The organism is Martinezella dioscoreae (assembly GCF_009176305.1).
GTDB lineage: Bacteria > Pseudomonadota > Alphaproteobacteria > Rhizobiales > Rhizobiaceae > Rhizobium > Rhizobium dioscoreae.
The window spans coordinates 13,628-26,652 of record NZ_BLAJ01000004.1 but is presented as its reverse complement, the minus strand read 5'-3'; the positions used below and the strand labels follow the sequence as shown (position 1 = coordinate 26,652).

15 protein-coding genes are annotated in these 13,025 nt (G+C 57.2%); 6 read left to right on the top strand and 9 right to left on the bottom strand.

Going from position 1 to position 13,025, the window contains the following annotated elements:
• Positions 1-145: 145 nt before the first annotated feature.
• Together GDN47_RS17410 and mgtA are read left to right on the top strand one after the other, a co-directional pair.
• A complete protein-coding gene (locus GDN47_RS17410) occupies positions 146-967 on the top strand; it encodes a universal stress protein (RefSeq protein WP_152094148.1) in 822 nt (273 codons plus the stop codon).
• Between the two features lie 368 nt (positions 968-1,335).
• Complete coding sequence (gene mgtA / locus GDN47_RS17405) at positions 1,336-3,828, top strand: magnesium-translocating P-type ATPase (protein ID WP_173002516.1); 2,493 nt, start codon at positions 1,336-1,338, stop codon at positions 3,826-3,828.
• A 37-nt stretch (positions 3,829-3,865) separates the two neighbouring features.
• On the opposite strand, the gene GDN47_RS17400 is transcribed toward mgtA, so the two are convergent.
• On the bottom strand, positions 3,866-4,858 hold the full coding sequence (locus tag GDN47_RS17400; protein ID WP_152093900.1) for a zinc-dependent alcohol dehydrogenase family protein: 993 nt from the start codon (positions 4,856-4,858) through the stop codon (positions 3,866-3,868).
• Positions 4,859-5,113: 255 nt separating this feature from the next.
• Between GDN47_RS17400 and GDN47_RS32590 the strand changes: the two genes are divergently transcribed.
• Positions 5,114-5,236 carry a hypothetical protein gene (locus GDN47_RS32590; RefSeq protein ID WP_267903952.1) on the top strand — a complete coding sequence of 41 codons (123 nt, stop codon included), beginning with the start codon at positions 5,114-5,116 and terminating at the stop codon, positions 5,234-5,236.
• Positions 5,233-6,276 carry an ABC transporter transmembrane domain-containing protein gene (locus tag GDN47_RS17395; RefSeq protein ID WP_371864838.1) on the top strand — a complete coding sequence of 348 codons (1,044 nt, stop codon included), beginning with the start codon at positions 5,233-5,235 and terminating at the stop codon, positions 6,274-6,276. Before GDN47_RS32590 ends, GDN47_RS17395 begins: the two co-directional genes overlap by 4 nt.
• Here GDN47_RS17395 and GDN47_RS17390 read toward each other — a convergent pair.
• The 3 genes from GDN47_RS17390 to GDN47_RS17380 form a co-directional block, all read right to left on the bottom strand.
• Positions 6,273-6,521, bottom strand: a complete 249-nt coding sequence (locus GDN47_RS17390; RefSeq protein ID WP_113353509.1) for a hypothetical protein — start codon at positions 6,519-6,521, stop codon at positions 6,273-6,275. The two genes, GDN47_RS17395 and GDN47_RS17390, sit on opposite strands and share 4 nt — an antisense overlap.
• Positions 6,522-6,892: 371 nt before the next feature.
• Entirely contained in the window at positions 6,893-7,084 is a 192-nt protein-coding gene (locus tag GDN47_RS17385; protein WP_069614715.1) for a hypothetical protein, read from the bottom strand.
• A gap of 158 nt (positions 7,085-7,242) precedes the next feature.
• Positions 7,243-7,506: a DUF982 domain-containing protein gene (locus GDN47_RS17380; RefSeq protein ID WP_113353510.1), complete on the bottom strand. Its 264-nt coding sequence runs from the start codon at positions 7,504-7,506 to the stop codon at positions 7,243-7,245.
• A gap of 393 nt (positions 7,507-7,899) precedes the next feature.
• Here GDN47_RS17380 and GDN47_RS17375 point away from each other — a divergent pair, with 393 nt between their 5' ends.
• Positions 7,900-8,583, top strand: coding sequence for a response regulator (locus GDN47_RS17375; RefSeq protein ID WP_113353511.1), 684 nt, complete (start codon positions 7,900-7,902; stop codon positions 8,581-8,583).
• On the top strand, positions 8,576-9,919 hold the full coding sequence (locus tag GDN47_RS17370; protein WP_152093899.1) for a sensor histidine kinase: 1,344 nt from the start codon (positions 8,576-8,578) through the stop codon (positions 9,917-9,919). The genes GDN47_RS17375 and GDN47_RS17370 overlap by 8 nt, the downstream gene beginning before the upstream one ends.
• On the opposite strand, the gene GDN47_RS17365 is transcribed toward GDN47_RS17370, so the two are convergent.
• The 5 genes from GDN47_RS17365 to GDN47_RS17345 all read right to left on the bottom strand — a co-directional run bounded on the left by GDN47_RS17365 (position 9,916) and on the right by GDN47_RS17345 (position 12,878).
• Complete coding sequence (locus tag GDN47_RS17365; RefSeq protein WP_152093898.1) at positions 9,916-10,683, bottom strand: cytochrome b/b6 domain-containing protein; 768 nt, start codon at positions 10,681-10,683, stop codon at positions 9,916-9,918. The genes GDN47_RS17370 and GDN47_RS17365 overlap by 4 nt on opposite strands.
• Before the next feature lie 33 nt (positions 10,684-10,716).
• Positions 10,717-11,310, bottom strand: coding sequence for a cytochrome c (locus GDN47_RS17360; protein ID WP_113353514.1), 594 nt, complete (start codon positions 11,308-11,310; stop codon positions 10,717-10,719).
• 138 nt (positions 11,311-11,448) lie between these two features.
• Positions 11,449-11,877: a universal stress protein gene (locus tag GDN47_RS17355; protein ID WP_113353515.1), complete on the bottom strand. Its 429-nt coding sequence runs from the start codon at positions 11,875-11,877 to the stop codon at positions 11,449-11,451.
• A gap of 12 nt (positions 11,878-11,889) precedes the next feature.
• Entirely contained in the window at positions 11,890-12,189 is a 300-nt protein-coding gene (locus GDN47_RS17350) for a hypothetical protein (protein WP_152093897.1), read from the bottom strand.
• 41 nt (positions 12,190-12,230) lie between these two features.
• Positions 12,231-12,878 carry a BON domain-containing protein gene (locus GDN47_RS17345; RefSeq protein ID WP_152093896.1) on the bottom strand — a complete coding sequence of 216 codons (648 nt, stop codon included), beginning with the start codon at positions 12,876-12,878 and terminating at the stop codon, positions 12,231-12,233.
• Positions 12,879-13,025 lie beyond the last annotated feature (147 nt).

Sequence of the window (13,025 nt, the reverse complement as noted above, 5' to 3'; positions counted from 1 at the left end):
TCGCGCGACCGATGGGATTGGAATCGTCATTTTGACGATCATGAAATCGATCGGCGCCGTCTGCGGGCCGGACACCTTGATCTTCATCAAGGCGAAGGCGAGGCGCCGACGCGATCATTACGGCCGCCCCTTGGAGGAGACTGACATGAAACCGCAATTTCATCTGCCGTTAATCACCTATCCCACAGCCAGTTCGCTTTCCGTCGTTCAAAACGCGATCGATTTGGCGCGACATCAAAAAGCGGATCTCATCGCCAGCCTCCCGCAGATCAAGATGCCGCTCGTCGGTCAATCGTCCCCATGGGTCGACGATATCGAAAGATTGGGCTCGGAGGCAAAACGCTTCAGCCGCGACAGCGGTGTCACATTGAGCGAAGCATTCTGCGACCACGCCCACAGCGCAGGCATACGCGCCGTTATTCAGGCATTCGAAGCATCAGAGCCGCAAATCCGTGAGACTCTGGTAGAAATCTCGCGTGCTTATGACCTGTCAATTATCGAGGCGTCCGAGACCATGATGCCATTGCTTGAGAAGCTTCTGTTCGAAAGCGGCCGACCTCTCGTCCTGTTCCCTGCGAACCACGTGTGCGGGCGGATCGACACGGTGGCAATCGCATGGGATGGAAGCGCGCCGCTGTCGACAGCATTGACAGGCGCCAGATTATTCCTGGAAGGCGCATCGAAGATCATTTTGATATCGATCACCGATGATGGCTCAATGAATGAGAGGAGCCGGGCCCGATACGCGGAGGTGCTACGCAACAGCGGCTTGGATGTAGAAATTATCGTGGCCGACGCAAATGGCGAAGAGGTAGCCGTCGCTATCCAATCGACCGCGAGAGCCTTGCACGCAGATCTGATTGTCGCCGGAGCCTACGGGCACTCCAGAATCCGCGAATTTGCCCTTGGAGGGGTCACTCGATCACTGCTAGTCGATCTTGAGATGCCCGTTCTTGTTGCTCACTGATCAAGCAGCGGAAGATTGATATCAACGTTTACTTCCCGCTCCCGAACTTCGGATGCCGGATATCTATCGTTCCGGCTCAGGCCAATCTCTGCATTTCGACCAGCGCGTTTCCCGTACCGTCGCAGCGGCGGCGCATCCCAGTAGATAATCACGGCATGACGGCTTCAGCGGGCGGATTGCCGACAGATGATCGCTTGTTGACAAAGGTCAAGGCGCGCGCCGTGTGCAATGACTATTAAGCCATCAGAGGTGACCGCCGATGGCTATTGAAATTGACGAAACCACCAAGAACGCTCCGCCTAAAAGACCGGCTTCCTCAAACCGAGATACGACGGTGTCGCCGTCGCCTTTTTGGTCGAAGAGCGAGGATGTTCTGCTGCACGATCTCGTGCTCGCGGACAAAAGGTCTTTCGCCTCAAGAGGCAATTTCGCGGTTAGAAAGCTACGGTCCGAACACGGTCGTCGCGATGACGCACACGAATGCACTTCATATTCTGGTGCGACAATTTCTGAATCCCCTCGTTCTCATTCTTATCTTTGCCGCGACGGTATCTTCGCTGGTCGGGGAGATGCATGATGCCATCATCATAAGCCTCATTGTCCTCGCGAGTTGCTTGCTTGGCTTTTCTCAGGAATACGGGGCAACCAAGGCGCTAGAGGCGCTGAAGAAAAGTATTTCATTATCGGCGACGGTCGTAAGGGGCGGGATGGAAACCCTTGTCCCGGCAAGCACCGTCGTCCCAGGGGATATCGTCAAGCTTGCTGCCGGCAGTCTTGTGCCGGCCGATGGCATGATCCTTTCGTCACGTGACTTGAACATCAGTGAGGCCGCTCTGACGGGCGAGACCTTCCCGGTTGGCAAGGTGGTGGGTGTCTGTCCTCCCGACGCCCCGATCGCCGCCAGGACCAATTGCGTCTTTACCGGCACATCCGTTCGCAGCGGCACGGCAACTGTTATCGCTGTAGATACGGGCGCGCGCACCGAGTATGCGGCCATCGCCGGCGCAATCGCGAGACAGATCCCCGAAACGGATTTCTCGCGAGGCATACGGCGCTTCGGTTATCTGATGACACGGATCATGTTGATGATCGTCATTACGGTCTTTGTTGCCAACTTGCTCCTGCATCGGCCGTTGATCGACTCGTTGCTATTTTCTCTGGCGCTGGCGGTCGGGCTCACTCCAGAGCTTTTGCCGGCGATTATCAGTATGACTCTCGCCCGCGGCGCGCACGCCATGGCCGCTGGCGGCGTCATAATTCGCCGGCTCGACGCGATTGAAAATCTCGGCAGCATGAATCTTCTATGTACCGACAAGACCGGCACGCTGACGGAAGGCACTATAAAACTCGACGATTGCGTTGATCCAGGCGGCATGCACTCGCAACGCGTCCGCTTGCTCGCCGTTTTGAATGCTTCGTTGCAGGCCGGCCTCAAAAACCCGCTCGACGATGCCATACTGACATCCGGCGAGACTGACGCGGATCTGAAAGCCTTCGTGAAGAAAGACGAGATTCCATACGATTTCATGCGCAAGCGGTTGTCGGTCATCGTTGGTGAGGTCGGTCAAGGTACGATGATGGTCTGCAAGGGCGCGGTCGCCAACATCCTTTCCGGCTGTACCGCTGTCAGGACGGGCAATGCTATCGAGCCCCTTGATGACCGGTGGCATGCGGACATCGACGCGCGTTATCGCAAATGGGGCGAGGACGGCATTCGGGTAATCGCAATCGCCACCAGGCGTTTCGCGCAAGACAAGGGATCTTATGACACGGACGACGAGCGCGAGCTGTGCCTCGAAGGCTTTCTATTGTTTCTTGATCCGCCGAAGGCAGGTATCAAGAACGCACTGGCGGGGTTGAGACATCGCGGCATCGGCATCAAGATCATATCCGGCGACAACCGCTACATCGTCAAACATCTGGCCGACACGATCGGGCTGAAAACGAAACAAATTTTGACCGGCGCGGAGCTGGCGTCGATGAGCAGTGATGCCCTGTTTGCCCGTGCGCCAAAGACAGATCTGTTTGTCGAGATTGATCCCAATCAGAAAGAGCTCATTATCAAAGCGCTGCGGCGTTCCGGCCATGTCGTCGGCTATATGGGTGACGGCATCAATGACGCTCCAGCCCTTCATGAGGCCGATGTCGGCATTTCTGTCGAGGGTGCGGTCGATGTCGCCCGGGAGGCTGCGGATCTCGTCCTGTTGCAGCAGGACCTCAATGTGCTGATTCGCGGAGTGGACGACGGTCGGCGAACCTTCGCCAACACCATGAAATACATATCGATCGCAACCAGCGCGAACTTCGGCAATATGATCAGCATGGCGATCGCCTCTCTGTTCCTCCCCTTCCTACCGCTGCTCGCCAAGCAAATTCTGCTTAACAACCTCCTTGCCGACATTCCAGCCATGGCCATTGCCACGGATCGGGTTGATCGACAGCAAGTGCAGCACCCAAGGCGCTGGGACATCCGCAGCATCCAGCGCTTTATGATCTTCTTCGGTCCGATCAGTTCGCTGTTCGATTTCGCGACATTCGGATTTCTGCTTTTCGTCGTGCATGTATCAACGAACCAGTTCCGCACGGCTTGGTTTGTGGAGTCGCTCATTACACAGCTTGCGACCATGCTGGTCGTTCGTACGACCATGACTGCATGGAAAGACAAGCCGGGCCGTTTGCTCCTATGCTCGACCGTAGTCATTATACTCATTGCGCTTGTCCTTCCTTACATTCCAATGGCTGCGATCATATTCGATTTCACGCCGCTCCCGGCGCCGTTGATGGCAGGTCTGATCGCAATCTCCGCGATTTACGCGGCTGCGCTCGAGCTGGTGAAACGCTTTTATTTTCGTCCGCGATGACTGCGCCGGCAATATTGGCAAGGGCAGCTTAATCGGGTTAACTTGCCTCGGGCACCAATACCGCTGCGCCGACGAGACGCCCGGCGCGCAGGTCGGCGAGCGCCTCATTGGCCCTCGCGAGCGGATAGACCTTGGTGTGGGTTCGCACGCCGGCCATCCGGGCAATCGGGAAAAACTCAGCTGCGTCCGCACGTGTCAAATTGGCCACTGAGACAAGCTCGCGTTCCCCCCACAGAACGACGTAAGGCATCGCCGGTATGTCGCTCATATGAATTCCGCCACACACAACTACTCCGCCCTTGCGAACCGCCTTGAGCGCAATCGGCACGAGATCGCCTGCCGGTGCAAAGATGATGGCTGCGTCGAGCGGAACCGGTGCGCTTCCTTCCGATGAGCCGGCCCATACCGCGCCAAGCTCCAGCGCAAACTCCTGCGCTGCACGGTCGCCTCCGCGCGTGAACGCATAAACGTCGCGCCCTTGCCAGATGCAGAGCTGGGTCAGGATGTGCGCGGCGGCTCCGAAGCCGAAAAGACCGATGCGCTTGCCGTCGCAGGCCTTCTTGAGCGAACGCCAGCCAATCAATCCGGCACACAAAAGAGGCGCGAGGGATATTGGATCGGCGTCCGCATCGAGATCGAATGCAAAGGCTGCGTCGGCCACAACATGCGTCGCGAAACCGCCGTCACGCGTGTAGCCGGTGAATTGCGGCCTGTCACATAGGTTTTCAGCCTTCATTTGACAGAAAGAACATGTTCCGCATGCATGACCGAGCCAGGGGACGCCGACGCGGCGACCGAGTTTGGCGATTTCGATCCCGGGGCCCACGGCATCGACAATACCCACGATCTCATGACCCGGCACGAGCGGAAGCTTTGGATTGTCGAGATCACCGTCCACGACGTGAAGATCAGTTCGACAGACGGCACAGGCCTCGACCTTGATTCTCAGCTCGCCTGGGCCGGGCTCTGGATCATCACGTTCGACAAATATGAGCGGTTTCCCGATTTGTTGAAGAACCATCGCTTTCATGGCTGAAACCCATCCAAATTGGGGCTCGTTTCGAAGCTAAATGTCGGAAGAAAAAGCCGGGAAACGGCACGTCCATCTGCGTTTCAAGCAACCTTTTCCGCCAACTGAACGACTTTCGGCGAGCGGTGTTATTTACCACCCTTCTCCTTCCATACAAATGGTGGTTCGGCCTTGACCCGAATCAACGCGCACACAGCAAAAACGTGAAAACGTCCAAGGGCGTGGCGACTTGTGTGACACGTCAGGAGGGCATCGGTGCAAAAGCTATTGCTGATCATATTGATCGTCATGATCGCCACGATCATCGGCATTTTATGGGTGAAGCCGATTACCGGCACCGGGCGACAGACGCCAATTGAGAAGTCGGCAACGCGATGACCATCCTGAAAACATTTCGCCATCCGAAGGCTGCTCTATCGCGCCCGGTCCCAAAGGAAATAATGCTTCCTCGAACGCTATATGGTTTCGTTTTTCGGGCATCGGGATGGCATCAACTGGCCACCGCGATCCTATCCATCGTGCTCTTTACAGCGGGAACCATTCCGCTGGAGGTACAGCGACGGGTCGTGAATGCGGCAACGCAGAACGGCTCCTATCGAACGATCGCCTTTTTGGTGTTGATATACGTCCTTTTGGCCGTGACCGAGGGAGCCGTGAAACTCGTACTGAAGATCTACAGCAGTTGGATCGGAGAAGCGGCCGTCCGATGGCTGCGTTTGCAAGTATTCGAGGCATCGCGAACATCGGAGACAGGCGACTCCATGATGACCAGCGAAGGTGTCCAGCTCTCGATCATCCTGGCCGAAGCCGAACCCGTCGGTGGCTTCGTCGGCACGAGTATCTCGGAGCCTCTGTTGCAGATCGGCATATTGACGGCTGTTTGTGGCTATCTGGTCTATCTGCAGCCACTCATCACGATCGTCGTCGTCACGATCTTCCTTCCGCAAAGTGGTTTCGTCCCGATCATGCAGGCAGCGATCAACCGTCGCGTCGGAAAAAAGATCAGCATCATGCGCAATGTTAGCGAGGACATCGTCCAAATGGGCCACGCAATCGACACAGACGGCCATCAGGCATCGCGTATCGGAGATGTCTTCCGGATCAACATGAGCATCTACAAAATCAAGTTCACGATGAATTTCATGATGAATCTGATGACACAAATGGGTTACGCAGGCATCTTCGCGCTGGGCGGCTATTTCGTGGTCACCGGGAAGACCGAAATCGGAACAGTCGTCGCCTTCGTGTCTGGTCTCTCAAAAATAAATGACCCTTGGGGCGATCTCGTCAACTGGTACCGCGACCTGCGCGTGACACAGGTTAAGTACGGCCTCATATACAACTCCGCCCAGATTGGTACCGCGTCAGCGGGTGAATTGCCAGGCCCTTCTCCATTGCCTGGCGACCCGCTTCTTTAATGTGAAGATGTGTAAAGCTCCCCGACGATCTCTGCCACTGGCGCGGGGATATTGGGGAAAGCGGCGAACTTATGTTTCGATTTGTCGCATCGAATGGCAATCGTGCTGCCGCCAACGCCATTCGCGCCGGTGGTGATCCTGGATCGTCCATCCGGCCAGCTTTGCTGAGAAGGATGGGACAACGGCGCGGAGAGCATCTTTGCATGGGTATTGAGAGGAAACTCAATGAGGAGCAGCGACAGCATGCCTGGTCGCGGATGTCGCACCACCGACATTCTTCATCCGTGCACATTGGAAAATCGGTCGACGGCCGCGCAGATTGTGGCGCCGTGTCGGAGACCCAAAGGCCGACAGGGCGTCAGGCCTCGTCGGAAGCCAGGACGCGGGCGGTCGGCCACGAAAATTGACTCGTCACGTCGCGGGACGACGCCGTCGACAGATGCAGCACGCGGCGAGTTGGCGGATCTTGCATATTCGATGGAGAACCGACTGCTGCAAGAGAGCCCGAAGTCTTCGATGGACTGGAGGCCAATAGCGGTGCACGCGGGCGCCGACGTTTGACCACGACGGTCGGGTTACATCTTGACATTATTTCATCCTCTGATTGTCGCCTCACTCAAAAGCCGTTGCCCTTTGTGGGGGGAATATAGGGATCTGGATAACCGAGCTTAGGTTTGGCGGTCGTGCTATCCGTATTCGTCGACGACTGTTGCCTTGGCTCTTTTGATTTGTCGGAACCGCTGGATTGGTAAGCATAGGCACCGAAGATAACGCCGGCTATTGCGACGGCCAGCAAAGCTACACGCATGTTCTTCTCCTTGTCACGGATCTGCCGTACCGAAGTCAAAGGGAACAACAAAAATGTCCGCTTTGCATTCGTGATCAATTGGTAGGCTCTGTGGCGATTTCGGACCTTGATCTACATCAATAGCCGAGGTGGGAGCGCATGCCCGTGCGAACCCAACATCATCCGATGACTGAAATATAAAGGATACGCTCTTCCGCAGCGGCACGGATAAGGGCCTCTCTGGCTACTTCCGGGGGGATGACGTCGTTCAGAGCATCAAGGCATGCCTTGATCGCCATGACATATTCCTCGCCATCGTCGCTCGGCCAATCCGAGATCAATGTTACTGCCGCATCCCGGACGGTCTTGATGACCCGATACCTTTCGCCGGAGCGCACGACGAGCCACAGGGCAGGAAACTGATGCGATATATGCCATTTCATAGCGCATGATCCCCCGGGCGCGAGAATATCGGCAACCCGCACAGGCAAACCTCGCTGAAAGATTGCGAATACTAGGTTTATCAAGGCACTTGGATGGCTACTTTGACATGCCTCAATTGAGGTTACGAGCCAGTGACGGCATTACAGCATGACGACTTTCATGGGTATCCGCTGTCGTTAACTGGAAAACAGCTTCGGCAATTCGTGCGTTAGGGTATCCGGGCGTCGATTTAGACATCCACTATGCGGTACGGTTCAGATTTCGATGTTGTTACAAGATCCCAGTCGAACAGCGTGGTTCATTCGTCTAGAGTGGCCCCTGATAGGTCCGGAAGCGTCACCAGTAAGTTGTCGTCGTGATCCGCAACCACCGTGGTCGCAATCGGGGTCCATATGCGCTTGTTACTGGTTGAAGATAGTGCCCGTCTGCGCGATTTGCTGACCGAAAGTGTCCATCAGGCGGGTTGGCGCCTTGATAGTGCGGCAACGGTAGGCGCCGCGCTGCTGGCAACACAAACTGTCAGCTACGACTTGGCCTTGGTGGACTTAGGCTTACCGGACGGCGACGGCTTGGATCTTATCCGGGAACTACGTCGTGACGGTTTTACCGCACCGATCCTCGTGATCACGGCGCGCGGTTCGATTGAGGATCGTGTAGCGGCCCTCGACGGCGGTGCCGATGACTATCTCGTGAAACCGTTCAATCACATCGAATTGCTCGCGCGCTGCCGCGCCCTTCTGCGTCGCAGAGCGCCGCACTATATCGAAGCCATTGTCGTCGGTGGCCTGTCCTTCGATCCCACGAACGGCGTGGTGACCGCGGGCGGTGAACCGCTCTCGGTCGCGCCACGCGAGCGGTCCGTCCTGGAACTGCTTATTCGCAACGCGGGCCGGGTCACTCCCAAGCAATTGATCGAAAGCAAGCTCTCCGAATTTGGCGACGATATCTCGACCAACGCCGTGGAATTGGCGATCTCACGCCTGCGCCGCCGCCTCGCCCCGTTTGATTTGCCCCTCAGCATCGAAACAATACGCGGCATTGGCTATCTGCTGCGGGAAAAGCGCCAAAATGATTGATCGATCTGTTCGGCCGCCAACGCTGATCCGCATCATCACGCTGCGCATCGCGCTCTTTGCAGCGCTGGCAATGGCGGTGCAGGCCGCACTCGTCTTTGCCGACTATTATTTCGATAACGAACAGTTGGCGACGTTGATGATCGAACGTGAAACCGGAAAGCTGTCGAAGGGATTCGAACGCCGCCATGACGAAGGGCCCTACAAGTTGCCGCACGACCTCGTCCGTTACGGCATCCAGGGTGGCTTCTACATCACCCGCATCCGCACACCGACCGGTCAGATTCTCTACACGAACTGCGATGCGCGCTGCGACAATCACCTTCTGCCGCACGAGGTCAATCCGCCGGACCTCTGGTCTCGCATGCTGAGCGACGGCAAACCGCTCGCCATCGCCGGCGGCAAGACCTATGAAATCCATGGGGACAAGATTTTTATCGAGATCGCGATCCTGCACGACAGCGACGGCATCATGTGGGCGGTGATCGGGCGTGAGTTTGCGGATCATCTCGCCACCCCGATGGCCATCATGCTGCTCTTCGTCCTCGGTGGCACCTTATTGTCAATCCGCCAGGCCCTGCGCCCCGTTGCAAAAGCAGCGCGAGAGGCCGGCCATCTCGATCCGCTGGACCCCAGCCATCTGATCAACCAGACCGGCATGCCGCGGGAAATCGCCGATCTTGCCGCTGCCGTCAACAGGAGCCTTGCGCGCATCGGCGCGCTCATGAAATCGCAGCGCCTGTTCACCACCGCTGTTGCCCATGAGATCCGCACGCCGCTCGCTATGATGAAGCTGGAGCTTGGCAATATCGACCATCCCCGTGCGCGCAAGATCGAGGGAGATCTCGACGCGCTGGCGGGTTTTGTTGGGCAGATCACGGCGCTCGGGCGGCTAGAAAGTGCAGACCGCGCCCTATTCCGGCCGGTCGATCTGGCAAAGCTGGCCGATTGGGTGGTCACCGATATCGCACCCCTAGTCTATGACCTCAATCACACCATAGCCTACAGCAATCTTGGCGCCCGCTCTGTTGAAGGTCATGCGCCGCTGCTTGAGGACGCGTTGCGCAACCTCGTCGAAAACGCCGTAAAACATACCCCTGAAGGTGCGGCCATCGACGTTGTCGCGGGTCCTGGTCCGCGCCTGACGGTCAAGGATGACGCTGGTGTTTTTGACGCTCCGATGGAGGTCCCGTTTGGCGATCTCAAGGCTGATCACATGGGTATCGGCCTTGAGATCGTCCGCCGGATCATGGCGCTGCACAAGGGGCGGCTGGAGATTGAAGTGGAGCCTGGCCATCTTACAGCCATGACGCTCGTGTTTGACCAGGCCAAGTTCTAGATTGAAGCGAAGAAGCTTCCGCCAAGGAGCGTGACGGCGCCATAAACCAGGCCAAAGGCGATCAGAAGGCAGACAGCGGCGGCGGGCAACGACCCACCGGTCGCCTCATCGTGGTCGACGTAGGCTTCGCGCCGTTTTCGGCCAGTGATCATGGCGCCGATGAGGTCTTCGCGCTTGACGAACTGATAGTAGAGGTTCGCGACGATATGCAATCCGGCCAGGACGAGGATGGCGAAGTAGAACCACGCAGCATGGATGGAAGCGACCCAGCTCGAAACGGCGTCTCCTACCAGTCCAGCAAAAGGCCCCGCGGCGGTCACTCCGTCACTGGAGAATAATCCAAGCAAAACCTGCACGCCGCAGGCGACGAGGAGACCGATAACCATTAGCCCGCCGGCGGGATTGTGGCCGAGATAACGCTCAGTCCTGTTGCGCCGTAACGCCTTGACATAGGCCCAGGCAGCGGCGGGCGGGCGTACGAAGCCGGAAAACCGTGCCGTTGAACTGCCGAAAACACCCCACAGGACGCGATAAACCAAGAGGACGAGAATGCCGTAACCAGCCGCTTTATGAACAGTCATGTCCGGATCGTCAAAGCCACTCGAAACCCAGGCCGTCAGGATAAATGCGACGAGCGACCATTTGAATAGACGCGTGGGAAGGTCCCAGGCACGCACGACATCGCTGTTGGCAGGTGAAATCTTGCCGCCATTTCCGGTGGATGGGTCGCAATAGGGTTCATAGGCGGATCGTTGTTCGCTCATGTGGAGTTTCCTGTTCGGGAAGATTTGCAGCGGCTATTTGTAGGCCGTGTGGCAGGACTTGCACTCGGCTGCCATGGCCACGAATGCCTTGCGAAACGAGGCTTTATCTTGCGCCTGCTGGCTCGCGGCATTGGCAATCATCGCCATCCTGCTGAAGCGGGCATGGAGATCCTTCTCCTTGGCGCCGCTCTGGTTGGCAAACAGGGCGTCGGCAGCCGCGGCATCCGCCGCATAGCGCCGCAAGACTTGCTCGGCGGCCTTGCTATCGAAGTTGGCAAGCACTGCCTTGGCCGAGGTAGTGTTGTCGCCCATGTCGCCCATGATACTCTTGAGCGAGGCAGCGACGGCCGGCCCCGCTAGCATGGCGAGAACAAGACCAGCTCCAATATAGCGATTGAGTTTGGAGAGTGATTTTTGCGCTTCTGTCATGACGCTCGATTTTCGTTCATTTCCAAAGGGGTTGTTTGGCAGGCGCCGGATGATTGACGGTAACAACCAAGTGCGGCTCCCAAGAGCCCTGACATCTGGGGGAGCAATTGCGGCGAAATCCACGATCGTGCTCATTTTGCGGGCCGCTTTCATCGTCCCATGACAGGCTTTTGACAGGTTCGCCGGTCGCGACTTCATTGATTGGACGACCTGACGTCAAATTGCATGGCTTGATATCGAGCGCTGTGACCAGCCGCCACATCCATTCTCAGCTCCATGCCTGCACAATCAGGCGGTCAATGCGGACGACTGAGCCGAGTGTTGGATAGATTGGATTTACGATTTCGGCGCGGTTAGAATCCGATCAATGTGAACGGAGCATTTTGCATGGTGCACAATGTGATCGACGGTGGATCCGAAAACCCTATCGAATATATCGGTCGCATGGGCCGCCACGATGATGAGATCGGCCTTTGTTTCGGCGGCAATGGCCAGGATCGTATCGGCGGCGCGGCCGGTACGGACATGAACAAGCGCCGGCGTTGAAAGCTCCCTGCAAAGCAACGAAAGCTTTTCCTCCGCCTCGCCGATTACGGAGACCGCCCACTCATCCGGCCCCTGTCGGACAAGGGAGGGAAAGCGCTCGACGGTATGAGCGACATGCAGGGTTCCATCGGCATCGAGAAGCTGCGAGGCCATGTGCACCAGATGCTCGGCTTTCTCCTTCGAGCCGAGGCCAACCGCACAGACAATCGACCTATACATAGCTCCACCCCTTCAAAAGAGATCCTTGCCGCCCGCGCCGACGAATTCGGTTCGAAAGCCAAGGACGTGCACCTGCTTCAGGAACTGATCTGCGCTAAGCACATCCACCTTGAATCTGTCACTCAGACACTGGGCGAGAGGATCGCAGAACTCTTCATGAACCCATGCCCGAGCACGGGACGACACAACTGTAATTTCCCATTCATCGCTGTCAGTTCGGTCGAGGCGAAAGTCGCAGTCCTGATGGTGCGGGAGTGGATACCCGGCACCGGCAAGCAGCGCCTCTTCCGTTCGTGTGCAATCCGTGCTCATGATTTTGCATCCTCTCTTATGTCATCGGCAGAGATGACGGATCAGGTTATGGCCAGCTGATCGTCGAGAGCGCAGACGCCCGGTGCCGACCATGCGGCACGCTCCGCCGCGCGCCGCTCGGACCATGTTCTGACCTTGCCCTTCAGGGTGACCTTGCCGCCGGAGACATCGACCTGAATCGCCCGCGCCTCCAGTTCCGCATCCCGTTCCAGTGCATTTTCGATGCGCTTCTTGACGTCATCGGCGCTGATGCCGGGAACGACCTCTATGAGATTGGAGACGCCAACGACACCCGCGAGATCCCTGACAGCGGCAGCGGCGGCATTCTTTTGGTACTGCCATTCCACGTTGCCGGTCAGCGTAACGACGCCCTTGCATACGCGGATCTGCACCATCTGCTTTGGAATGGAGATATTCCAGTCCAATATCTTGACTGCCCGTCGGGCGATGTCGTCGTCGTCTGTCCGCCGTGGGCCAAGGATTCGAACGTCTATTTCCTGGGCTATGGCGCGGACGCCTTTGACGCGTCTCGCGGCTTTCTCGGCAGCGTCCTTCTCCGCATATGTGCCAACATGTCCGGTGAGAGTGATGACACCGTCGCGTGCGGTCACACCAATTTCGGCCGCATCCACTTTCGGCTCAAATTCCAGTTCATCCAGAATATTCTGTCTGAGAGTAATGTCGTCCATGACCGTCTCCTTGAAATTCCGTTAGCGGGAAAAGGATAGGACTAGCCAAAGGTGGCAGCATTGATCGAGGTCAAGGAACTGGTGGCCATTCCAAAAAAGGCCGGAGCTCAGTAAACCCAGGCAAGGAGCTGCATCAGCAGGTCCGAC

Bases quoted from the DNA above. Each gene is read 5' to 3' on its own strand.
- GDN47_RS17410 (WP_152094148.1), top strand. From the start codon at position 146: ATGAAACCGCAATTTCATCTGCCGTTAATCACCTATCCCACAGCCAGT.
- GDN47_RS17350 (WP_152093897.1), bottom strand. From the start codon at position 12,189: ATGAGCACGGATTGCACACGAACGGAAGAGGCGCTGCTTGCCGGTGCC.
- GDN47_RS17355 (WP_113353515.1), bottom strand. From the start codon at position 11,877: ATGTATAGGTCGATTGTCTGTGCGGTTGGCCTCGGCTCGAAGGAGAAA.
- GDN47_RS17400 (WP_152093900.1), bottom strand. From the start codon at position 4,858: ATGAAAGCGATGGTTCTTCAACAAATCGGGAAACCGCTCATATTTGTC.
- GDN47_RS17365 (WP_152093898.1), bottom strand. From the start codon at position 10,683: ATGAGCGAACAACGATCCGCCTATGAACCCTATTGCGACCCATCCACC.
- GDN47_RS17385 (WP_069614715.1), bottom strand. From the start codon at position 7,084: ATGCGTGTAGCTTTGCTGGCCGTCGCAATAGCCGGCGTTATCTTCGGT.
- GDN47_RS17395 (WP_371864838.1), top strand. From the start codon at position 5,233: ATGACCATCCTGAAAACATTTCGCCATCCGAAGGCTGCTCTATCGCGC.
- GDN47_RS17360 (WP_113353514.1), bottom strand. From the start codon at position 11,310: ATGAAGTCGCGACCGGCGAACCTGTCAAAAGCCTGTCATGGGACGATG.
- GDN47_RS17370 (WP_152093899.1), top strand. From the start codon at position 8,576: ATGATTGATCGATCTGTTCGGCCGCCAACGCTGATCCGCATCATCACG.
- GDN47_RS17375 (WP_113353511.1), top strand. From the start codon at position 7,900: ATGCGCTTGTTACTGGTTGAAGATAGTGCCCGTCTGCGCGATTTGCTG.
- GDN47_RS17390 (WP_113353509.1), bottom strand. From the start codon at position 6,521: ATGCTGTCGCTGCTCCTCATTGAGTTTCCTCTCAATACCCATGCAAAG.
- mgtA (WP_173002516.1), top strand. From the start codon at position 1,336: ATGTTCTGCTGCACGATCTCGTGCTCGCGGACAAAAGGTCTTTCGCCT.
- GDN47_RS17345 (WP_152093896.1), bottom strand. From the start codon at position 12,878: ATGGACGACATTACTCTCAGACAGAATATTCTGGATGAACTGGAATTT.
- GDN47_RS17380 (WP_113353510.1), bottom strand. From the start codon at position 7,506: ATGAAATGGCATATATCGCATCAGTTTCCTGCCCTGTGGCTCGTCGTG.